We start from the raw sequence: 20,769 nt of genomic DNA, 5'->3' as shown, positions 1-20,769 counted from the left end.
GACGAGGACATCCCACCGACATGAAGCTCATCACCTACGTCGTCGACGGCGTACCACAACCAGGCCTGCTTCGCGGGGAGGAAGCCTACGACCTCGCGGTCGTCCTCGAAGCTGTCGGCGAAGTGCCAGCAGTGAGCCTGCGGGCACTGCTGGAGACGCATGGCGCACGGTTGGCCGATCTGTCCCTGCGCATCGACGACGTCTTAGAGCGCACCGAGATCGCTCCGATCGCGCCACTGCGCGACCTCCGTCTGGCGCCACCGATCGCAGACCCGGCCAAGGTGCTGTGCGTCGGATTGAACTACGCGACCCACGTCGCCGAGACTGGGCGGCCCCTCCCCGAGCACCCCGATCTCTTCGCGAAGTTCGCCTCGACCCTGATCGGTGCCTCCGACGAGATCGGCGGATCAGACATCACGACGAATCTCGACTTCGAAGGCGAGGTGGCTGTCGTGATCGGCGTGGCAGCCCACCGCGTTGCAGAGGCGGACGCGCTGAGCGTCGTCGCCGGCTACTCGATCCTCAATGACGTGACTGCACGCGACCTGCAGTACCGCGGCACGCAGTGGCTCGCTGGCAAGGCGGTCGACGGTTCGACGCCGTTCGGCCCCGCCCTAGTCACGGCGGACGAGGTCGGCGACCCGCAAGCGCTCGCCATCTGCACCCGATTGAACGGGGTCGACGTGCAGAATTCGAACACGGCGTACATGATCTTCCCGATCGCCCACATCGTCTCGTACGTCTCCCACATCATGTCGCTCGCACCCGGCGACGTCATCGCGACCGGGACACCGGAAGGCATCGGCGCGAAACGGAAGCCACCCCTATGGATGCGGTCGGGGGACGTTGTCGAGGTCGAGGTTGAGAAGCTCGGCATCCTGCGCAGCACAGTTCGCTAATCCTGGCCCAAGGCGAAGAGAATGGAGCGAACGAATGACTGTTGACACCCTCGAGCCTAAATGGGTCATCGTGACGGGTGCCGCATCGGGCATCGGCGCCGGGGTGGCGCGCGTGCTCTCGGGCGCGGGCTTCGGCGTGATCCTCGTCGACATCGACGAGGCGAGCCTTGCTCCGCTCGAAGCCGAGCTGCCACTGGCGCGTTCGCTCGCGGTGGACGTCACCGAACAGGAGTCGGCGTTGCGCCTGGAGGCGGTGTGTCGCGAGGTCGCCAACCCGTGGGGCCTCGTCAACTGTGCGGGGATCGCGCTTGTGAAGCACTTCCTGCTGAACACCGAGGCCGAATGGACCCGGATCCTTCGCGTGAATCTCGAGGGCACGTTCCGCGCGACCCACGCAGTGGCAAAGGTGCTGTACGAGAACGGCGGAGGCGCGATCGTGAACATCGCGTCGGTCTCGGGCGTCAACCCAGCGGCGCTGCAGGCGGCGTACGCGGCGTCCAAGGCCGGTGTCATCGGGTTCACAACCGGGGTGGCGTTCGACTTCGGACCGCTCGATATCACCATCAATGCGATCTGCCCGGGCGTGGTGCGCACGCCGATCTGGGAGCGGATCCTCGACGCCGAGTCTGCCGAGACGGGCGTGCCCGCCGATGAGATCTTCGCGAAGCATGTCCGACCGATTCCGCTCGGGCGCGCTCAGACACCCGAAGACATCGGCAACGTCGCGCTGTACTTGCTCGGTCCGCAGGCGCGCAATATTTCCGGCACCGCCATCAACGTGACCGGTGGGATGACGACCGTGGTGCTCGACCATCTCGCAGGCGCGGAGCAGCTCAGGCAGGAGACCGAAGCACGATGACCATCGCCGTCTTTGGCAAGCCCGACCTCCCCCATTCAGAGCGGTTCACCGTTCATTGAGGGTGATAAGGGAAAGGTGCGCTCGACCTGTGAGGATGTGAGTGTCGAAGTCATATCCGCAGCAGAAGTCGGGTGCACCTTTCCGGTGAGGGGGCCGTTGCGTTGTTTGACGGGTGGCGCGGTGAACTCGCGCTCGCGCCTGACTCAAATACTAACGCCGGCGAGCTCGCTGAACGCTCGGCCCACGCGGAGCCCGCGTGGGGCGTCGAGGCCGAGCTCGTAGTGTCCGCGGCGAAGGTTCTGCATGAAGGCGTGTCCGGCGATGATCGTCTGTGCGGTCCGGTCAGTGCACAGCCCGCGCATCGGTCTGATCTGACCACGGGCGGGGCGCGGCCGCCCGGCGCGGCCGTGACCGGCTCAGTAGGGCGGCAGCAGCCCCGGCGGGTACTCCATGCCGTCGTGGCGCAGGCCGCCGCGGCGACCCGCGCCGCGTACGCCGCCGCGGCGGGCAGGTCCGCGCCGCGCAGCCGGGCGGCGATCAGGGCGGCGGCGAACGCGTCGCCGGCGCCGTTGGTGTCCACCACGGGCCCCGGCGGCGTCGCCGCTGGCACCCGGGCGGGCGGCCCGCCGCCGTCGAACACCTCCGCGCCGTCGCCGCCCCGGGTCACCACCGTGGTCCGGGATGCCAGCCCGGCGGCGAGCTCCCCGGCCCGGTCGCCCAGCCCGGCCCCGCTCACGAAGACCAGGTCGGCCACGTCGGCGAACGGGCGGTGGTACGGGTTGTCGCCGTCCCAGTCGTGCAGGTCGGTGGAGAGGCGTACCCCGTCCGGCAGGCCGGCCCGCAGCGCCGGCAGCAACGGGACGACCCAGTCCATGATCGACACGTGGACGTGCGCGGCGCCCCGGGCCAGCGCGGCGAGCCGCTCCGGCGGGAACGGCGGCGGCCCCTGCCACGGGCGGGGGTCGTACAGTGACATCCGGCGGCCGGCCGGGTCCACCAGGTTCACCGACCGGCGGGTCCCGCCCGGGTCCGCGGCCAGCACGGCGGTCACCCCGGCCCGGTCCAGCGCCTCGCGTACCACCGCGCCCGGCGGGTCGGCGCCGAGCACGTCGACGACGGCCACCCGCAGGCCCAGCGCCCGCGCGGCCAGCGCCACCCCGGCGCCGGTGTTGCCGATCCGTAGGTCGATCGGGGGGACGGTGAGCGAGTCGGCGGCGGGGAGCGGGAGCGCGGGCACGCTGACCCGCAGATCCACCCCCAGGCCGCCGATCACGAGCAGGTCGACCATGGCGCCGACGCTAGCCGGACCACGCCGCCTATCCTGGGCCGGGGTCTGGACGAGGGGGAGCGGGTGCTGGTCATCCATGGGGCGTGGCTGCCCGGCGCGGGACTCGCCGTGTGGGCGGAGGACAGCGCCCTGCCGCCCCGCGCGCCCCGCCGGCCCGGTCGGGCGCCGCGCGAGCGCCCCCACCCCTTCGCCGCCGACCGCGCCACGCTGGCCGGCGCCCTCGACGCCGGCCCGCCGGCCGCGCAGGCCGGCTCGGTGCTGCTGCGCCTGCCCACCCGGGCGGGCTCGCCCGCGGACTCCCCGGAGCTGGTCCGGACCGCCGTCGACGAACCGGTCCGCGGGCCGGTCACCCTCGCCGGCTGGCGCGCTCCCGCCCTCCGATACGCCCCGGCGGACGCGCTCGCGCTGCTGCGCGCTGCCGGCGACCTCGCCGGGGTGCCCGGCGCCACCCTGCGGCACCTCGCCGAGGTGGCCGAGTTCGCCGCCGACCTGGTCCGCCGGGGCCGGGTGCTGCCCGGCGTGGCCCCGGCCGAGGCCCCGGCGCCGGGCGCGTTCCGTCCCGAGGAGCCGACGCCTTCCGGCGGCGCGACGCCTTTCGGCCGCATGACGCCTTCCGGCGGCGCGACGTCTTCCGGCAACGGGGCGGTGCCCGGCCGCGGGGCGGTGCCGGCGCGGGCCGTGTGGCGGCCGCTGCTCACCGGCGCGGACGCCGCCTGGGCGCGGTCGCTGGCGCTGGCCCTGCCCCCGGCCGCCCGGGCCGCCGCCGACGGGCCGTCGGCCGGCGAGCTGGTCGCCGACGCCCTCGACGCGCTCACCGACGCCGCCGCCAGGGCCGCGCTGACCCGGACCGCGCTGATCCGGGGCGGCCGGCAGACCGGCGCGGCGCCCGCGTGGCTGGCCGCCCTGACCGGCCCGGACGGGCGTTTCGCCGCCGACCGGGCCGCCCTCGACGCGCTGCGCGCGGAGCTGGACGACTGGCAGCGCGACGCGGCCGGCGGCGCGGTGCGGGCCAGCTTCCGCCTGGTGGAGCCGGCCGCCGACCCGTTGACCGAGGCCCTCGCCGAGGAACTGGCCGGAGGCGCGGAGCAGTGGGCTGAGACGTCTGGCGACGCCGCGCTCTGGCGGGTCGAGTTCGGGCTGCAGGCGGCCGACGAGCCCAGCCTGCTCGTCGACGCCGGGCGGATCTGGCGGGCCCCGGAGACGGTCGACGGCCTCGGCGACCGGCCGCAGGAGACCCTGCTGGCCGAGCTGGGCCGGGCCAGCCGGCTCTGGCCCGAGCTCGACTCCGCCCTGCGTACGGCCGCACCCGAGGCGCTGCACCTGGACGCCGAGGGCGCGCACCGGTTCCTCCGCGAGGGGGCGCCGGTGCTGCACGCCGCCGGCTTCGGGGTGCTGCTGCCGTCCTGGTGGCAGCGCCCGTCGTCCCGGCTCGGGGCCCGGCTGCGGGCGCGGGGCCGGACCGCGCCGGGCACGGTGGCCGCGGCGGCCGGCGGCCTGGGCCTCGACGCGCTGGTCGACTACCGCTGGGAGGTGGCGCTCGGCGACGAGCCGCTGTCGGAGGAGGAGCTGGCCGCGCTGGCCGAGCTGAAGACGCCGCTGGTACGGCTGCGCGGGCGCTGGGTCGAGCTGGACCCGCGGCGGCTGGCCGCCGGGCTGCGGCTGCTCCGGTCGGCCGGCGAGCTGACCGTCGCCGACCTGCTCCGGCTGGGCCTGGCCGAGGCCGACTCCGACGACGCCCTGCCGGTGCTGGAGGTCACCGCCGACGGGGCGCTCGGCGACCTGCTCGCCGGGCAGGCCGAGCGCCGGCTCACCCCGCTGGACCCGCCGCCGGGGTTCGCCGGGACGCTGCGGCCGTACCAGCGGCGCGGGCTGGCCTGGCTGGCGTTCCTCCAGTCGCTCGGGCTGGGCGGGGTGCTCGCCGACGACATGGGGCTGGGCAAGACGGTGCAGCTGCTCGCCCTGCTGGCCGGGGACCCGCCCGAGGCGGGGCCGACCATGCTGGTCTGCCCGATGTCGCTGGTCGGCAACTGGCAGCGGGAGGCCGCGCGGTTCACGCCCGGGCTGCGCGTACACGTGCACCACGGCGCCGAGCGGGCGCGGGGGGAGGCGTTCGCCGCCGCCGTACACGCCGCGGACCTGGTCCTCACCACGTACTCGATCGCCGCCCGCGACGCGGCCGACCTGGCCGGGATCGACTGGCACCGGGTGGTGGTGGACGAGGCGCAGGCGATCAAGAACGCCTCGACCCGGCAGGCGGAGGCGGTCCGGGCGCTGCCCGCCCGGCACCGGGTGGCGGTCACCGGGACGCCCGTGGAGAACCGGCTCGCCGACCTCTGGTCGATCATGCAGTTCGCCAACCCGGGGCTGCTCGGCCCGGCGGCGGCGTTCCGCAAGGCGTACGCGGAGCCGATCGAGCGGCACGGCGACGCCGAGGCGGCCGAGCGGCTGCGGCGGATGACCGGCCCGTTCGTGCTGCGCCGGCTCAAGACCGACTCGTCGATCATCTCCGACCTGCCCGAGAAGCTGGAGATGGACGTGCTCTGCAACCTCACGGCCGAGCAGGCGTCGCTGTACCGGGCGGTGGTCGACGACATGCTGGCGCGGATCGAGTCCAGCGACGGCATCGAGCGGCGCGGCCTGGTGCTGTCGGCGATGACCCGGCTCAAGCAGGTCTGCAACCATCCCGCCCAGCTGCTGCGGGACGGCTCCGCCCTGCCCGGCCGGTCGGGGAAGCTGGCCCGGCTGGAGGAGATCCTCGACGAGGTGCTCGCGGCGGGTGAGCGGGCCCTGCTGTTCACCCAGTACGCCGAGTTCGGCGCGATGCTGCGTGGCCACCTGTCCGCCCGGTTCGGCCGGGAGGTGCTCTTCCTGCACGGCGGCGTCAACAAGGCCGACCGGGACGCCATGGTCGCCCGGTTCCAGTCCGACGGCGGCCCGGCGCTGTTCGTGCTCTCGCTCAAGGCCGGCGGCACGGGGCTGACCCTGACCGCGGCCAACCACGTCGTCCACGTCGACCGGTGGTGGAACCCGGCGGTCGAGGACCAGGCCACCGACCGGGCGTTCCGGATCGGGCAGCGCCGGCGGGTGCAGGTCCGCAAGTTCGTCTGCGCCGGCACGGTCGAGGAGAAGGTCGCCGCGATGATCGCCGAGAAGCGGAGCCTGGCCGCGTCCGTGGTGGGCACGGGCGAGCAGTGGGTCACCGAGCTGTCCACCGAGCAGCTGCGCGAGCTGTTCGCGCTGGAGTCCGGGGCGGTGGTGGAGTGACTCCGCCCTCGCAGCGGCCGGCGTCGGCCGGGCGTCCGCCGTCGGACGGGCCCGCGTCGGCCGGCCGGTTCGCCGACTACGGCCGGCCCCGCCGCGTGGACGGTGGACTGCGCGCCCGCAGCACCCGGGGCGCGATCGGCCGGTCCTGGTGGTCCCGCCGGTTCCTGGAGGTGCTGGAGTCGTTCGCGCTGGGCACCCGGCTCACCCGTGGCCGGTCGTACGCGCGGGCCGGGCAGGTGCTCAGCCTGGACGTCGCCCCGGGCGTGGTGACGGCGAGCGTGCAGGGTTCCCGGGCCGAGCCGTACCGGGTGCGGATCGAGCTGGCGCCGTTCCCGGCGCGGCTGTGGGAGCGGGTCGAGGCGGAGCTGGCGGCGCAGGCGTTCTTCAGCGCCCGCCTGCTGGCCGGCGACCTGCCGGCCGAGCTGGAGGAGCTGTTCGCCGCGGCCGGCGCGCCCCTGTTCCCGGCCGGGGTCGACGAGCTGGCCCAGCGGTGCAGCTGCCCCGACTTCGCCGTGCCGTGCAAGCACCTCGCGGCGACCTTCTACCTGCTCGCCGAGGCGTTCGACGCGGACCCGTTCGCGCTGCTGCACTGGCGGGGCCGGCGCCGGTCCGAGCTGCTGGACCGGCTGCGTGCCCTGCGTACCGTCGGCACGCCGACCGGCGGCAGGGCGACGCCGTACCCGCCGGTCGACGACGAGCGGCCGGCGCCGTCCGTGGCGTCCGGGGAGGAGCGGCCGACCGGGGGCCGGCTGGGACCGTCCATCGCGGACGGCCGCGAGCGGCCCTCCCGGGGACGGCCGGCTCCGTCCACGGCGGACGGCCGGGCCCTGCCGGCCGTCGGCGCCGCGCGGGCGCTCGCCGCGCTGCCCGCGGCTCCGCTGGCCGACGCCGTGGACCGGTTCTGGGTGCCGCCGGTCCCGTTGCCGGACCGACCGCCGAGCCTGGCGACCGGGCCGGACCTGCTGCTGCGTCAGCTCGGCGCCCCGGCGCCCGCGCTCGGCGGACCCGGCCTGGTGGAACGGCTGCGCCGGGCCTACCGGGAGTTCGGCCGGGCCCGCCCGGAGCCGGACCCGTCGACCGGGTCATAGCCATCGGCGGCGGAACCGCCACATGAGCGCGGCGTTGGCCAGCAGCACCACCGCGCAGACCGCGCCGGCCAGCCGGCCGGCCAGCACGGTCATCGCCGGCAGCGAGGCCCACAGCACGATGGTCAGCAGCATCAGGTACCGGCCTCGCCGGGCCCGCGTCCGGTGGTCCAACCGGGCGAAGAACTCCGGGTCGCTCTCTCGGAGCTGACGGGTGATCTGTTCGAACCTGCGCTGATCCTCTTTGCTGAGCATGGCGGTGCCTTCCCCTCACGCGTATCAGCGGTCCGGCGGCATACCCGCTGCGGCGGCGGCTCACGCGCTGCTCCTGCTGCTACTTTCGGCAGGTCTGGTGGTGGCGCGGGCCAGGGTGGACGATCACCTCAGCGGCGGCTTGTCGATGCATTGGGTTTCACGGGGCGGTGAAACCGGCTCATCACCCGGGACTGGGTCGAAACGCCACGCCGCGGTCGGGTCGGGACGTGTGCGTCCCCGGTCGGGGCCTATCTGGCCTGTCCCGGCTGGAGGGCGGTAAGACCCGTCCGCCCCGTACGCCGTCAGCGTCCCGTTCGCGCACCCCGGGGTGCCCGCGTCGTGAATCGACTCGACTCTCCTCCAAGACGCCGGATCGGTTCGCATCCGCGCTCGGCTCTTCGAGATCTTGGTGCGAAATAGCCCCCGAGGGGCCGATTTCCACCAAGATCTCCGGTTGCCCCCCGCCATGCCGGCGACATGGAGTGGATCACCCGGCACAGGGGTGCGGCGATTCGCGCCGGGTGTCCGGTTGACGGCCGCCGGTGGGCGTGGCCGAGGCCGGTCACGGGCGGACACCGACAGCGGATGAGCCGGTCAGCGGGCGGGCCGGCGGCTGCCCGCCGGGCGGGAGCCCAGCGGCCGGGGTCGGCCGGGGCGGGAGCCGGACGGGCGGCTCGGGGGCCAGCGGCGCCCCCGGTGGTGGTGCGGTGGCGGTTCCGCGCCACCGGGCTGGCGCGGCGCGTCGTACCTGGACATCGGACCCCCGCTCGGGGCGCGGTCGCGCCCTCGTCGGGGTCAACGAGTTCCCGACCCCCGGGGACGCTGGCCGGCCGCGTCCACTGCCCGACAGGGCCCGCGTCCATTGCGCGACAGGGCCCGCATCCATTGCGCGACAGGGCCCGCGTCCACTGCCCGACAGCGGGCTGAGCGGCCGGGTTCAGCAGCCGCGCCGGGGCAGCGGCAGGTGGCCGGGGAGCAGGTCGGTGCTCAGCGTCACGCCGGCCGCCCGCAGCGCGTCGATCAGTGCGTTCTGCACCAGGTAGGAGTCCGGCAGCCGCCAGCGGGCCTGTTCCGGGGCGACCGCCCAGCGGACGGCCCCCTCGGGCAGCCGGGTGGGCGGCGCCGGGATCCACGAGCCGACGCCGTGCCGGACCACGTGGAAGCAGTGCTCCAGCTCGGGGCGCAGCGGGTCGCCGGGGCGGACCAGGAACATCCACCGCCCGGTCGGGGTGACCACGACCGGGCCGCGCACCCCGTCGCCGGCCGGGTGCGTGCCGACCGTGTCGAGGGCCTGCCGGCCCAGGTGGGCGGACACCTCGAGGACGTCGAACGCCCGGCCGGTGGGCAGCAGCACGCCGTGCGGACGGCTGCGCCACCAGGTGGCCACCCGGGCCGGGTCGGCGCTCGCCACGTGCTCCCAGTCCTCCAGGGCGGGATGGCAGCCGACCGTGGGGCAGCCGGCCCGCCCGCACACGAAGCGGCTGCGGGCGAGGCAGGCCCCGGGGGTGACCTCCCAGCCGTGCACGGCGTAGCGGACGGCGACCCGGCGCAGCCGGACCCGTTCCAGCGGCGACAGCTGTCCGACGCGCGGCGCGACGTTTCTCCACATTCGCCCGAACTCCTCTCCCGCGATGGGCGGGTGCCAGCTCATATGTCGAGCGCCGTCACTGCCGTAACCCGCGATCGTTGACTTGGCGAACGGCTCATGCAACTTGCATGAAACTTATGAGGACTGTCCGGACGGCTGACGTACAGGCTGTGCGACCAGCGAAGAATCTGAGTACGAACGGTCGGGCGTAGCTGCCCGGCTGGGCCGGCCGGAGTCGGGGGCCGGGGGAGGGATGGGGAGATGGACGAGCTACCAATAGGCCGCCGGGTGGCCTACTGGCGTGGCCGGCGCAAGATGTCCCAGCAGGTCTTCGCCGACCGGCTCGGCAAGTCCAAGAGCTGGGTGGACAAGGTCGAGCGCGGGGTGCGCCGGCTCGACAAGTTCTCCGTCCTCTACGAGATAGCCGACATCCTCCAGGTGGACGTGCAACTGCTGCTCGGCAAGGACCCGGAGCGGCGCAGCGACGCGCTGAACTGCATCGACCAGGTGGAGGTCCAGGAGATCCGGGCCGCCCTGGAGCGGTACGACTCGATGAGCGCCTACTTCGCCGCGGCCCCGTACCCCCCGCCGCTGCCGGACATGCGCAAGGCCGTCAACCACGCCTGGCTCACCTACCAGTACGGCCGCTACGGGATGCTGACCCGGGCGCTGCCGAAGCTGCTGCGCGACGCCCAGGCCGCGGACGCCGGCCACGGCGGCGACGACGCGCGGGAGGCCGCCCACCTGCTCGGCCAGGTCTACCAGATCGCCTCCTCGGTGCTGCGCAAGCTCGGCGAGTGCGAGTTGGCCTGGCTGGCCGCCGACCGGTCGATGGCGGTCGCCCAGCGGGCCGACGACCCGTTGCTGGCCGGCATCGCCACCACCCGGGTCTGCAACGCGATGGTGGCGATGGGCCGGGCCCGGCCGGCCCTGGAGCTCAACGTCAACATCGCCAACCGGCTCGGCCCCGGTGGCCTCAACGACGCCTCCCCGGAGCGCCTCTCGGTCTACGGGCTGCTGCTGCTGCAGGGCGCGATGGCCGCCGCCCGGCTCGGCGACTCCGCCACCGTCGACGATCTGATCAACGGCGCCCAGGAGGCGGCCGTCCTGCTCGGCGGGGACCACAACCACTACTGGACGTCGTTCGGCCCGACCAACGTCGAGCTGCACCGGGCCGCCGCCGCCGTCGAGCTGGGCGACGGCGGGCGGGCGGTCGAGGTCCACCACCGTAACCTCCCCGATCCCGCGTTCAACGCCCTGCTGCCCGAGCGCCGGGCCCACCACCTGCTCGACCTCGCCCGGGGCTACGCGCAGCTCGGCGACGTGGCCAACGCCGGCGAGATGCTGCTGCGCGGCGACCGGCTCGCGCCCTCGGAGATCCGCTGCCGTCCGATCGCCCACGAGGTGATGTCGGACGTCCTGCGTCGCACACGGGGTGCGCCGCCTTCGCCGATCGCGGAGTTGGCTGAACACATGGGAGTGGGAGTATGAGCGTGATGGGGGCCGCAGGTAACGGCCCGCACCGCAGCAGCGAACGCCGTGGGGTGCTCTACGCCATCGCCTGCGGCTCGCCGCTGGCCGGTCACGTCGACCGGCTGGTGGAGCTGGCGCAGCAGGACGGCTGGGACGTCTGCGTGGTCACCACGCCGGACGGCGCGAAGTTCGTCGACCGGGCGGCGCTGGCCCGGCAGACCGGCCATCCGGTCCGCAGCCGCTACAAGGATCCGGGTGACCTGGACGTGCTGCCGGCCGCCGACGCGATGATCGTCTGCCCGGCCACGGTCAACACCGTCAACAAGTGGGCGGCCGGCATCGCCGACACGCTCGCCCTCGGGCTGCTGATCGAGGCGCAGGGCCTGGGGCTGCCGATCGTGGCGGTGCCGTACACCAACGCCGCGATGGCCGCGCATCCGGCGTTCCGGGCCAGCCTGGCCCGGCTCGCCGAATGGGGGGTGGACGTGTGCTTCGGCGACGACGTCTACCCGCTGCATCCGCCGGGCACGGGCGAGCGCCACCTGCACACGTTCCCCTGGGGTGTCGGCCTGGCCGCGCTTCGCGGCCGGCTCTACCAGGTCGACGCCGCCGCCTGAGGTGGAAGCAGGGGCCTCTTGTCGACACTTCCGGTGGTGAAAGGGGCCCCTGTCAACAGCCGAGGCCGTGCCGCCCGGCCGACGCCGGTAAGCTGGCCCGCCGTGAGCACAACCGCGCCGCCGCCGACGGTGGCCGACGTGGTGGCGACGCTGGAGCGCCGCTACCCGCCGGCCTGGGCCGAGGACTGGGACCGCGTCGGGCTGGTGCTCGGCGAGCCCGACGCCGAGGTGCGCCGGGTGGCCTGCGTGGTCGACGTGGTCCCCGAGACGGTCGCCGAGGCACTCGCGGCCGGCGCCGACATGATCGTCGCCCACCATCCGCTGCTGCTGCGCGGTGTCTCCTCGGTCGCCCCGACGACGTACAAGGGGCGGATCGTCCACCAGCTCATCAAGGCCGACGTGGCGCTGTACGTGGCGCACACCAACGCCGACGTCGCCGACCCCGGTGTCTCCGACGCCCTGGCCGCGCGGTTCGGGCTGACCGGGCTGCGCCCGCTGCAGCCCCCGCGACCGGGCTCACCGGCCGCCGGCGCGGGCCGGGGCATCGGCCGGATCGGCGAGCTGCCCCGGCCGATGGCCCTCGCCGAGCTGACCCGGCACGCCGCGGCCGTGCTCCCCGCCACCGCGTGGGGGGTCCGTGCCGCCGGCGACCCGGGGCGTACGATTCGCACCCTCGCCGTCAGCGGCGGCTCGGGGGACGCCTTCCTCGCGGCGGCGACCGCGGCCGGCGTCGACGCGTACCTCACCGCCGACCTACGCCACCACCCCGCCGGCGAGCACCTCGCCGGGGGTGGGCCCGCCCTCCTGGACGCCGCCCACTGGGCGACCGAACGACCCTGGCTGGACGACCTGGCCGCCCTCCTGCGGGCGGAGTTGGGCGTCGAGACCACGGTGTCCGACCTGGACACCGACCCGTGGACCGTGCACGCCACCGCACCCGGCGCCGGTCCCGGACCCGCCGCCCCCGACCCCGCACCCGCCGCGGACGACAAGGAGCCCCGCCCGTGAAGGCTGACCCGAAGGTCCAGCGCCGCCTGCTCGACCTGCAGGCGATCGACACCGCCCTCGCCCAGCTCGCCCACCGCCGCCGGTCGCTGCCCGAGCACGCCGAGCTGGACGCCCTGGCCCGCGAGCTGTCGGCGCTGGAGGACGAGCGGGTCCGGGCCCAGGTGACCGTTGACGACCTGGACCGGGACATCGCCCGGCTGGAGAAGGACGTCGACCAGGTCCGGGCCCGCAAGAGCAAGGACGAGGCGCGGCTGGCCGCCGGCACCGGCCCGGCCCGGGAGCTGGAGGCGCTCCAGCACGAACTGGTCTCCCTCAACCGGCGGCAGAGCGACCTGGAGGACGCCGAGCTGGAGCTGATGGAGCAGCGGGAGACCGCCCAGGCCGCCCTCGACGGGGTCGAGCGGCGGATCGCCGAGGCGCGCGAGCGACGGGCGGCGGCCGAGCGGCGCCGCGACGACAGCCTTGCCGAGATCGCCAAGGAGGAGGAGTTCAGGCGTAGCGCCCGGCAGCCCCTCGCCGGCGACCTCCCGGCGGACCTCGTCGCGCTCTACGACCGGATCCGCGAGGACACGGGGCTCGGCGCGGCCCTGCTGACCGGCGCCCGCTGCGGCGGCTGCCGGCTGGAGCTCTCCGGCGCCGACCTGGCCCGCATCCGCCGGGCCGACCCGGACGAGGTGGTGCGCTGCGAGGAGTGCCGCCGGATCATGGTCCGCACCAACGAGTCGGGGCTGTAACCCGCGATGGCGGTGCGCGCGGTCGTCGTCGAGGCCGACGGCGGGTCCCGGGGCAACCCGGGACCGGCCGGCTACGGCGCGGTGGTCCGGGACCAGGCCAGTGGCGAGGTGCTGGCCGAGCGGTCCGAGGCGATCGGCGTGGCCACCAACAACGTCGCCGAGTACCGGGGGCTGATCGCCGGCCTGGAGGCCGCCGCCGAGCTGGGCGCCGCCGAGGTCGACGCCCGGATGGACTCGAAGCTGGTGGTCGAGCAGATGTGCGGCCGCTGGCAGATCAAGCACCCGGGGCTGCGCCCGCTCGCCGCGCAGGCGGCGGCGCTGGTCGGCCGGTTCGCCGCCGTCCGGTTCCAGTGGATCCCCCGGGAGCGCAACCGGCACGCCGACGCCCTCGCCAACGCCGCGATGGACGCGGCCGCCGCCGGCGCGGCCGCGCCGCCCCGGGCCGCCGAGCCGCCGCGCGAGGTGGCCGGCCCCGACTCCGCCGCCCGGACGCGGGCCCGCGAGGCCGCCGCCCGCGCCGCCACCCGGGGCGCCGGCTCCGACCCGGCCACCGCCCCGGCGTCCTGGGAGCCGCGCCCGAGCGACACCGCCACCCGGCTGATCCTGGTCCGGCACGGCGAGACCGAGTTCACGGCGCAGCGCCGCTACTCCGGCCGTGGTGACGTGCCCCTGTCCGAGCGGGGCCGGGCCCAGGCCCGGGCCACGGCCGCGCGGGTGGCCGCGCTCGCCCCGGCCGTCGCGGCCGTGGTCAGCTCACCCCTGTCCCGGTGTACGGCGACCGCCGAGGCCATCGCCGCGGCGCTCGGCGGCATCCCGGTACGCCGGTTGGACGACCTGATCGAGTGCGACTTCGGCGCCTGGGAGGGGCGCACCTTCGCCGAGGTGCGCGAGGGCTGGCCGGGGGAGCTGGACGCCTGGCTCGCCTCGACCCGGGTCGCGCCGCCCGAGGGGGAGTCGTTCACCGAGGTCGGGGCCCGGGCGGCCCGGGCCACCGACGCGCTGCTGCGGGCGTACCCCGGGGAGACCGTCGTGGTGGTCTCGCACGTCTCGCCGATCAAGCTGGTGCTGCGGGACGCGCTCGCCGCCGACGACGCGTTCCTGCACCGGCTCTACCTTGACGCCGCCGGCATCTCCGTGCTGGACCGCTGGCCCGACGGCGGCGTCGCGGTCCGCTCGGTCAACGACACCGCCCACCTCGCCGACCTCTGATCGACTCCGCCGCGCCGCTCGGCGCAGGCGGTCCGCCGCTCGGCGCATCGTTGTTCGCCGATCGCGTGACGGGCGTCACTTCGCCGTAACCTCCGGCGGTCACATGGCGAGAAATGACTCCCGGAGGTGTGTCGCATGGCCCCAGCCGAACCGGAGGCGCCCGATGGGGCGCCGACCAGGGCGAGGGCGAAGGACCGCAGCCCCTGGAACTGGTTGCTGTTCGTGCCGCTCGTGCTGCCGCTGATCCCGGCGTTCTTCAACGCGGACTCCCCGCGGTTCCTCGGCTTCCCGCGCTTCTACTGGCTGCAACTGGCCTACATCCTGCTCGGCGTGGCCGTCACGACGCTGGTCTACCAGATGACGAAGAGGCGGGAGCGGTGAGCGCGAGGAGTGAGCCGGGCCTGCGAGCCCCGCAGTCGCGAACGAAGGTGGTTCACTGATGTGGCGGGACCACCTGACCGAGATCATCGTCTTCACGGCGCTGTTCCTGCTGGTCAGCGTCATGGGCTTCGTGGCGGCCCGGTGGCGCGCCCCGCAGGACATGGCCCACCTCGACGAGTGGGGGCTGGGCGGGCGCAGCTTCGGCGGCTGGATCACCTGGTTCCTCATCGGCGGCGACCTGTACACGGCGTACACGTTCGTGGCCGTGCCGGCGCTGATGTTCGGGGCCGGCGCGGCCGGGTTCTTCGCCGTGCCGTACACGATCGTGATCTACCCGATGGTGTTCCTGGTGCTGGCCCGGCTGTGGTCGGTCTCGCACCGGCACGGCTTCGTCACCCCGGCCGACTTCGTCCGCAGCCGGTTCGACTCGCCCGTGCTGGCGCTGCTCGTCGCGATCACCGGCATCGTCGCCACGATGCCGTACATCGCGTTGCAGCTCGTCGGCATCGAGGCGGTGCTGAAGACGATGGGCGTGACCGGTGAGAGCACCGTCGCCCGGCACCTGCCGATCATCGTGGCGTTCGCGATCCTGGCCGCGTACACGTACCAGTCGGGGCTGCGCGCGCCGGCCCTGATCGCGTTCGTCAAGGACACGCTGATCTACGTGGTGATCCTGGCGGCGGTCTTCTACCTGCCGCACAAGCTGGGCGGCTGGGGCGACATCTTCGACGCGGCCGACGCGAAGTTCGCCGCGACGCCGAACCCGAACGACGGTGTCCTGCTCAACGCCAACAACCAGCTCCAGTACGTCACCCTGGCGTTCGGCTCGGCGTTGGCGCTGTTCCTCTACCCGCACAGCATCACCGGCGTGCTCGCCACCCGCAACCGGGACGTGATGAAGCGGAACATGTCGGCGCTGCCGGCGTACAGTCTGCTGCTCGGGCTGATCGCGCTGCTCGGCTTCATGGCCATCGCGGCCGGCGTCAAGCCGCTGCCCGGGGCCAAGGAGGGCACCTTCGACAGCAACACGGTCGTGCCGGTGCTGTTCGACCAGCAGTTCCCCGACTGGTTCGCCGGGCTCGCGTACGCGGCGATCGGCATCGGGGCGCTGGTGCCGGCGGCGATCATGTCGATCGCGGCGGCGAACCTGTTCACCCGCAACATCTACAAGGAGTACCTGAAGCGGGACGCCACCCCGGCGCAGGAGGCGAACGTCTCGAAGATCACCTCGCTGGTGGTGAAGGTCGGCGCGGTGGCCTGCATCGTGTTCCTGGACCCGCAGTTCTCCATCGACCTCCAGCTCATCGGCGGCGTGATCATCCTCCAGACGCTGCCGGCGGTGGCCCTGGGCCTCTACACCCGGTGGTTCCACCGGGGCGCCCTGGTCGCCGGCTGGGTGGCCGGCATGGGCCTGGGCATGTGGATGCTCTACCAGATCGGGAACCCGGCCACCGGGAAGAAGCACTTCGCCGGCTCGGCGTTCCCGCTGAGCGAGTTCGGCTTCGACACCCCGAAGACGATCTACGTCGGGATCGTCGCCGTACTGGTGAACCTCCTGGTCGCCGCCCTGCTCACCCTCGTCCTGCGGGCGGTGAAGGTGGCGGACGGCACGGACGGCACCAGCCCGGACGACTACTTCGCCGACGAGGGCGACCCGCGCGTCACCCCCGGCACCCGCTCGGGCGCGGACGCCGCCCCCGAACCGGTCGCCTGACGTGTGACGAGGGCCCCCGCTCGTGGCGGGGGCCCTCGTCACGGTTCCGCCGCAGAGCGTGTCGGGCGGCGGCCGACGCGGGGTCGGCGAGCAGCGGTCAGCGGCGGGTGCGCCCCTCCAGGGCCCGGTTGAGGCGGGCGAGCATGTCCGCGAGGGTGCCGCGGTCGTCGGCGGTCCAGTCGCCGAGGATGTCCCCGTACAGCCGGGTGCGGGCGGCCCGGACGGCGGCCATCCGCTGCAGGCCGGCGGCGGTGGGGGAGATCACCGTGCCCCGGCCGTCGCTCGGGTCCGGCGTACGGGCGATCAGGCCGTCGCGCTGCATCGCGGAGACCTGCCGGGTGACCGTGGAGCCGTCGAGGTCGAGCCGGGCGGCCAGCGCCGAGACGTTCTGCGGGCCGGTGGCGGCCAGGTGGCGCAGGATCACGTACGCCGCCCGGTCGAGCACCCGGTGCTCGGCGGTGCCGGTGGCCCGCCGCGTCGCCTCGCCGAGCCGCATCAGCAGGGCCACCTCGGTCTCGATCCGGCCGAGGGTGGCCTCGTCCCGCTCCGGTTCGCTCGTCTGGTCGTCGCTCATAGCTGTATGATACAAAAAAATTATCTGTACGATACAGCTATCTGGGGAGGCGGAGTGGATCGGCGTACCGAGCCCAACCGCAGTGCCATCTACGCCACCACGCTGGTGGCTTTCCTCGCCATCGCCGGCATCGCCGTCGTCGACCCGATCCTGCCCGCCATCGGCGAGGCGATCGGCGTCACCGCCTGGCAGGTCGAGCTGCTGTTCACCGCGTACATCGCGGTGATGGCCGTCGGGATGATCCCGGCGACCCTGGCCAGCGGCCGGTTCGGCTTCAAGCCGGTGCTGATCACCGGCGTCTCCGTCGTCGGCGCGGCCGCCATCCTCGCCTCGTTCAGCGACGACATCGTGCAGCTGTCCGTGCTGCGCGGCGTGTGGGGCCTGGGCAACGCGATGTTCTTCGCCACCGCCATGGTGGTGCTGGTCAACCTCGCCAACGACCGCGAGTGGGTCGTCGGCCTCTTCGAGACCGCGCTCGGCCTCGGCTTCGCCGTCGGCCCGCTGCTCGGCGGCCTGCTCGGCGAGGTCAGCTGGCGGCTGCCGTTCTTCGTCTGCGGCGTGTTCATGGTGCTCGCGCTGGCCGTCGCGGCCCGCCGGCTCCGCGAGCCGGCCACCCGGCAGGCGCCCGTACGCGTCGGCGAGATCTTCTCGACCTACCGCAAGCCGGCGTTCGTCGCCCTCTGCGTGGTGACCGCCGCGTACAACTTCGTGTTCTTCGTCGTGCTCGGCTACACGCCGCTGTTCCTCCGCCTCGACATCGTCCCGCTGGGCCTGGCGTTCACCGGCTGGGGCCTCGGCCTGGCCGCCGGCATCCTGCTCATCGGCCACCGGCTCGCCCACCGCATCGGCGCGGTGCAGACCGTCGGCGTGGCCGTCGCCGGCCTGCTCGTCTGCATGGTCCTGTTCGCCACGTCGAGCGGCACCGCCGAGTCGCTGGCCGTCCTCGTGCTCTCCGGCCTGTTCATGGGCCTGGCCAACGCCAACCTGACCGACCTGGCCCTCGGCCTGGGCTCCGGCGACCGGCGGGTGGCCACCGGCGCGTTCAACCTGGTCCGCTGGGGCGCCGCCGCCCCCGCCCCGATCATCTCCGGCAAGCTCGCCGAGCACGGGCTGGCGCTGCCCTTCTGGGTCGGCTTCGCCGTCCTCGGCGTGGGCGTGCTCGTCTACCTCGCCTTCGCGCACGTGATGGCCGCCGGCTACGGCGAGCGGGTGCTCTGGTCGCGCTGGAACCGGGCCGCCGCCGGAGCCGAGCGCGCCCCCGAGGAGCCGGTCGGCGAGGCGTACTGAGTCTGCCGTTCTGCCGGCCGGGCCGCCCCGCCGCAGCCTCCCGCGGCGGGGCGGCCCGTCTTTTCGGGACCGCCCAGCCTCGCGGGGGGACCGCTCAACGCAGCGCGCGCGACAGCAGGTGCAGCCCGATGACCGTGCCGAACACCACGATCAGGGCCTTCAGCACCACCGGCGGCAGCCGCCGGACCAGCCGCGCCCCGGCGTACCCACCCACCAGCGTCGCCGGGGCGACCACCGCGACGGCCGCCCAGTCCACCGGGCCGAGCAGCGCGAAGACGACCAGCGTGGTGCACCCCACCAGGGCCGAGAGCAGGTTCTTGATCGCGGAGACCCGGGCCAGCGTCGCGTCCAGCACCAGGGCCAGGCCGGCGACCAGCATCACCCCGAGCGCCGCGCCGAAGTAGCCGCCGTACACCGCGCCGACCCCGACCATGGCCTGCACCGTGACGGTACGGCGGCGCGGGGCGAGGTCGGCCGGATGGCCGACCAGCCGGCGCAGCGGGTCCTGGAACGCGAGCACGGCGGTGGCCGCCAACACCAGGAACGGCACCACCAGCTCGAACGCCCGGGCCGGGGTGGCCAGCAGCAGCAGGGAGCCGGCCACCGCGCCGGCGACGGCGGTGGGCAGCAGCGTCCACACCGCCCGCCCCCGCGGCAGGTCCGCCCGGCTGCCCGCCACGCTGGCCACGTACCCGGGGAAGACCGACACCGAGTTGGTGACGTTCGCCGGCACCGGCGGCAGGCCCGTCGCGATCAGGGCCGGGAAGGTGATCAGGGAGCCGCCCCCGGCCACCGCGTTCACCGTGCCCGCGGCGAGACCGGCGGCGAGCAGGAGCGCGGCGTCGGAGAGGTCCATGATCCCCCGAGGTTAGCCGTTGCGGTCGGCTCTCAACCTTTCCCCCGTCCGCCGCGTCGTAGCCGGTGACGGCCTGACGGCCTGCGATCCGTCGCCCCGGTGAAGCGGGGTCACCATCGCATAACGGCCAACTGCAGGCGCACCCGCATGATCATTGGAACTCATCGGCGGCATCTGAAGGATTCTCGCGAAGCGAGTGCGGGCATCCTGGCCGGCGAGCTTGAGCGCGTCGTCCAGCACTGCCTGCATGGCCAGACTCGGCGGTGCTGGCTGCCTGCGATCCTCCCACTCGGCGACGATCGAGGTGGCGACGCGAAGCCGCTCGGCGAAGGCTCGAACGCTGAGCCGCAATGCCTCCCTCAACGCGAGGGTCTCCCGCCCGCTCCATCGGGCGATCGTGATCGTGCATCCGCAGACGGTAGGTTCGGCCGTCAGGCGGTGCTGCGGATGCGGTGGCGCGGCTGTCTGATGGCGTTGCAGCCGGTCCTGCTTGGCCGTCCGCGTCCTCTCCGCCCGGCGGGTGGTGACCAGTTCGTGAAGAGCGTCGAAGGCGTCCACCAGCGTTCCTCCCGCGCCGAGTTCGCGGTCGGCGCGCTCCCAGAAGCCGCGGCGTATGTCGTGCCGGCCGATCTCGACATTGGCGACCGCGCTGCGGGAGTACGCTGTCCGCCTGGCGAGGGCGGCCTGCGTCATGCCGGCCGCCTTGCGCCATTGAGCCAACCGTCGCCCCAACGCCAGTTGCGCCTCGCGAATCTGTTCAGGAGTGACCGTGGTCGGGACGGCGCCCATCGCGCTCACCTGTCCCGTCCGCCGGGCAGCACGTACAAGCGCGCCCCGTCGCCGTTCGTCACTGGGGGTGCCGTTTCGAGGCCGACTGACCCAACCGCCACGATCTCCGTGACCACTCTGATCCGTGTCGGCTGTGCTGCCGACGCAGCCGTTCCTGACGGCGTTCCCGCTTGGTGGTCCACGAATCGCCACAATCGGGCGAGCGCTCCGCCAGTCCCCAACGCCTCGTCACAGCGAACCATCGCATCGAGGCTCGCCGTACGTTCGGCCTTCTCTATCTTGCCGAGCAGGTCCGGGCTCACGTACACCAGCGCCGCCAGCCGAGCCAGCGATAGTCCGCGCTGCTGCCGCCAACATCGCAGCTCAGCGCCGAGGAAGTGTCGCGCGGATGTGTGTGGCGTCAACTCGGCCGGTTGCTGGCCCATCAGACTCGCCTGCGCCGAGCGTCGAGCGAGTACACCCGCGCCCCGGCGCCAGACGCCGGCAGCAGCGCCGCAACATCGGGACTGGCGTCGGGCGTACTGCTCAGTACAACGCGAATCGGCCCAGCGCTCCCGCTTCCGAGCGTGATCGTGACCGCCGCGCCCGCCGGGACGCCGAGGCGAACAGTAGGCACCGCGTCCGCAATCTCGTCCGACAGCGTGGCCGGTGTCGGTGCCGACGGCATTGCTGGCTCCGCCGCGTTGCTCGGTCGGCCCGCACCGTAGATGACGTACAGTCCAATCGAGGCGTCGCTGTCGGCGCCGAATACCTCGCGCAGCCCCGCGCGGACGTGCGCCAACGGCCAGCGGATCTGTAGGGTGGGCCGCCCGGCGAGGTGCCTGCCTAACGAGCAGGTCCTTTTCCGTGCGGCCTCCCTCCGAACCGGGCGGACCCGTTTCCGAGTACC

19 protein-coding genes are annotated in these 20,769 nt (G+C 74.0%); 12 read left to right on the top strand and 7 right to left on the bottom strand.

Features of this window, described 5'->3' with window-relative positions:
• The first annotated feature begins 20 nt into the window (after positions 1-20).
• Both ACGFIZ_RS31535 and ACGFIZ_RS31530 read left to right on the top strand, forming a co-directional pair.
• Positions 21-899, top strand: a complete 879-nt coding sequence (locus ACGFIZ_RS31535; protein ID WP_393426128.1) for a fumarylacetoacetate hydrolase family protein — start codon at positions 21-23, stop codon at positions 897-899.
• 34 nt (positions 900-933) lie between these two features.
• The gene (locus ACGFIZ_RS31530) at positions 934-1,758 is read left to right on the top strand and encodes an SDR family NAD(P)-dependent oxidoreductase (RefSeq protein ID WP_393426125.1); all 825 of its coding nucleotides are present in this window, start codon (positions 934-936) and stop codon (positions 1,756-1,758) included.
• Positions 1,759-1,867: 109 nt separating this feature from the next.
• On the opposite strand, the gene ACGFIZ_RS31525 is transcribed toward ACGFIZ_RS31530, so the two are convergent.
• Positions 1,868-3,046 carry a carbohydrate kinase family protein gene (locus ACGFIZ_RS31525; protein WP_393426122.1) on the bottom strand — a complete coding sequence of 393 codons (1,179 nt, stop codon included), beginning with the start codon at positions 3,044-3,046 and terminating at the stop codon, positions 1,868-1,870.
• Between the two features lie 63 nt (positions 3,047-3,109).
• Between ACGFIZ_RS31525 and ACGFIZ_RS31520 the strand changes: the two genes are divergently transcribed.
• Both ACGFIZ_RS31520 and ACGFIZ_RS31515 read left to right on the top strand, forming a co-directional pair.
• Positions 3,110-6,310: an SNF2-related protein gene (locus ACGFIZ_RS31520; RefSeq protein WP_393426119.1), complete on the top strand. Its 3,201-nt coding sequence runs from the start codon at positions 3,110-3,112 to the stop codon at positions 6,308-6,310.
• Positions 6,307-7,398, top strand: coding sequence for an SWIM zinc finger family protein (locus tag ACGFIZ_RS31515; RefSeq protein ID WP_393426116.1), 1,092 nt, complete (start codon positions 6,307-6,309; stop codon positions 7,396-7,398). The genes ACGFIZ_RS31520 and ACGFIZ_RS31515 overlap by 4 nt, the downstream gene beginning before the upstream one ends.
• Here the strand turns inward: ACGFIZ_RS31515 and ACGFIZ_RS31510 are convergent.
• Both ACGFIZ_RS31510 and ACGFIZ_RS31505 read right to left on the bottom strand, forming a co-directional pair.
• On the bottom strand, positions 7,393-7,650 hold the full coding sequence (locus tag ACGFIZ_RS31510; RefSeq protein ID WP_145773073.1) for a DUF3040 domain-containing protein: 258 nt from the start codon (positions 7,648-7,650) through the stop codon (positions 7,393-7,395). The two genes, ACGFIZ_RS31515 and ACGFIZ_RS31510, sit on opposite strands and share 6 nt — an antisense overlap.
• Positions 7,651-8,587: 937 nt before the next feature.
• A complete protein-coding gene (locus tag ACGFIZ_RS31505; RefSeq protein ID WP_393426113.1) occupies positions 8,588-9,259 on the bottom strand; it encodes a bifunctional DNA primase/polymerase in 672 nt (223 codons plus the stop codon).
• A 240-nt stretch (positions 9,260-9,499) separates the two neighbouring features.
• Between ACGFIZ_RS31505 and ACGFIZ_RS31500 the strand changes: the two genes are divergently transcribed.
• The 7 genes from ACGFIZ_RS31500 (at position 9,500) to mctP (ending at position 16,374) form a co-directional block, all read left to right on the top strand.
• Positions 9,500-10,729, top strand: a complete 1,230-nt coding sequence (locus ACGFIZ_RS31500; RefSeq protein WP_393426110.1) for a helix-turn-helix domain-containing protein — start codon at positions 9,500-9,502, stop codon at positions 10,727-10,729.
• Between the two features lie 5 nt (positions 10,730-10,734).
• Positions 10,735-11,328: a flavoprotein gene (locus ACGFIZ_RS31495; protein WP_393426151.1), complete on the top strand. Its 594-nt coding sequence runs from the start codon at positions 10,735-10,737 to the stop codon at positions 11,326-11,328.
• Between the two features lie 102 nt (positions 11,329-11,430).
• Complete coding sequence (locus ACGFIZ_RS31490; RefSeq protein WP_393426107.1) at positions 11,431-12,336, top strand: Nif3-like dinuclear metal center hexameric protein; 906 nt, start codon at positions 11,431-11,433, stop codon at positions 12,334-12,336.
• The gene (locus ACGFIZ_RS31485; protein WP_393426104.1) at positions 12,333-13,070 is read left to right on the top strand and encodes a zinc ribbon domain-containing protein; all 738 of its coding nucleotides are present in this window, start codon (positions 12,333-12,335) and stop codon (positions 13,068-13,070) included. The genes ACGFIZ_RS31490 and ACGFIZ_RS31485 overlap by 4 nt, the downstream gene beginning before the upstream one ends.
• Positions 13,071-13,076: 6 nt before the next feature.
• Positions 13,077-14,279 (top strand): bifunctional RNase H/acid phosphatase, encoded by a 1,203-nt coding sequence (locus ACGFIZ_RS31480; RefSeq protein WP_393426101.1) that lies wholly within the window; start codon positions 13,077-13,079, stop codon positions 14,277-14,279.
• Between the two features lie 135 nt (positions 14,280-14,414).
• Positions 14,415-14,660 carry a DUF3311 domain-containing protein gene (locus ACGFIZ_RS31475; RefSeq protein WP_393426098.1) on the top strand — a complete coding sequence of 82 codons (246 nt, stop codon included), beginning with the start codon at positions 14,415-14,417 and terminating at the stop codon, positions 14,658-14,660.
• Positions 14,661-14,718: 58 nt separating this feature from the next.
• Positions 14,719-16,374 (top strand): monocarboxylate uptake permease MctP, encoded by a 1,656-nt coding sequence (gene mctP, locus ACGFIZ_RS31470; RefSeq protein WP_347666243.1) that lies wholly within the window; start codon positions 14,719-14,721, stop codon positions 16,372-16,374.
• Positions 16,375-16,471: 97 nt separating this feature from the next.
• Here mctP and ACGFIZ_RS31465 read toward each other — a convergent pair whose 3' ends face one another.
• The gene (locus tag ACGFIZ_RS31465) at positions 16,472-16,948 is read right to left on the bottom strand and encodes a MarR family winged helix-turn-helix transcriptional regulator (RefSeq protein WP_393426094.1); all 477 of its coding nucleotides are present in this window, start codon (positions 16,946-16,948) and stop codon (positions 16,472-16,474) included.
• 54 nt (positions 16,949-17,002) lie between these two features.
• Here ACGFIZ_RS31465 and ACGFIZ_RS31460 point away from each other — a divergent pair, with 54 nt between their 5' ends.
• Positions 17,003-18,235, top strand: coding sequence for an MFS transporter (locus tag ACGFIZ_RS31460; RefSeq protein WP_393426091.1), 1,233 nt, complete (start codon positions 17,003-17,005; stop codon positions 18,233-18,235).
• A 94-nt stretch (positions 18,236-18,329) separates the two neighbouring features.
• Here the strand turns inward: ACGFIZ_RS31460 and ACGFIZ_RS31455 are convergent, their stop codons facing one another.
• From ACGFIZ_RS31455 to ACGFIZ_RS31445, 3 genes are read right to left on the bottom strand one after another with little or no spacing between them, the layout of a single operon-like run.
• A complete protein-coding gene (locus ACGFIZ_RS31455) occupies positions 18,330-19,091 on the bottom strand; it encodes a sulfite exporter TauE/SafE family protein (RefSeq protein ID WP_393426088.1) in 762 nt (253 codons plus the stop codon).
• A gap of 12 nt (positions 19,092-19,103) precedes the next feature.
• Complete coding sequence (locus ACGFIZ_RS31450; protein WP_393426085.1) at positions 19,104-19,880, bottom strand: helix-turn-helix domain-containing protein; 777 nt, start codon at positions 19,878-19,880, stop codon at positions 19,104-19,106.
• Positions 19,881-19,885: 5 nt separating this feature from the next.
• Positions 19,886-20,305, bottom strand: a complete 420-nt coding sequence (locus ACGFIZ_RS31445; RefSeq protein WP_393426082.1) for a helix-turn-helix domain-containing protein — start codon at positions 20,303-20,305, stop codon at positions 19,886-19,888.
• Positions 20,306-20,769: the final 464 nt, after the last annotated feature.

The organism is Micromonospora sp. NPDC048830 (genome assembly GCF_043198215.1).
GTDB lineage: Bacteria > Actinomycetota > Actinomycetes > Mycobacteriales > Micromonosporaceae > Micromonospora.
This window is presented reverse-complemented; position numbering and strand designations above follow the sequence as displayed.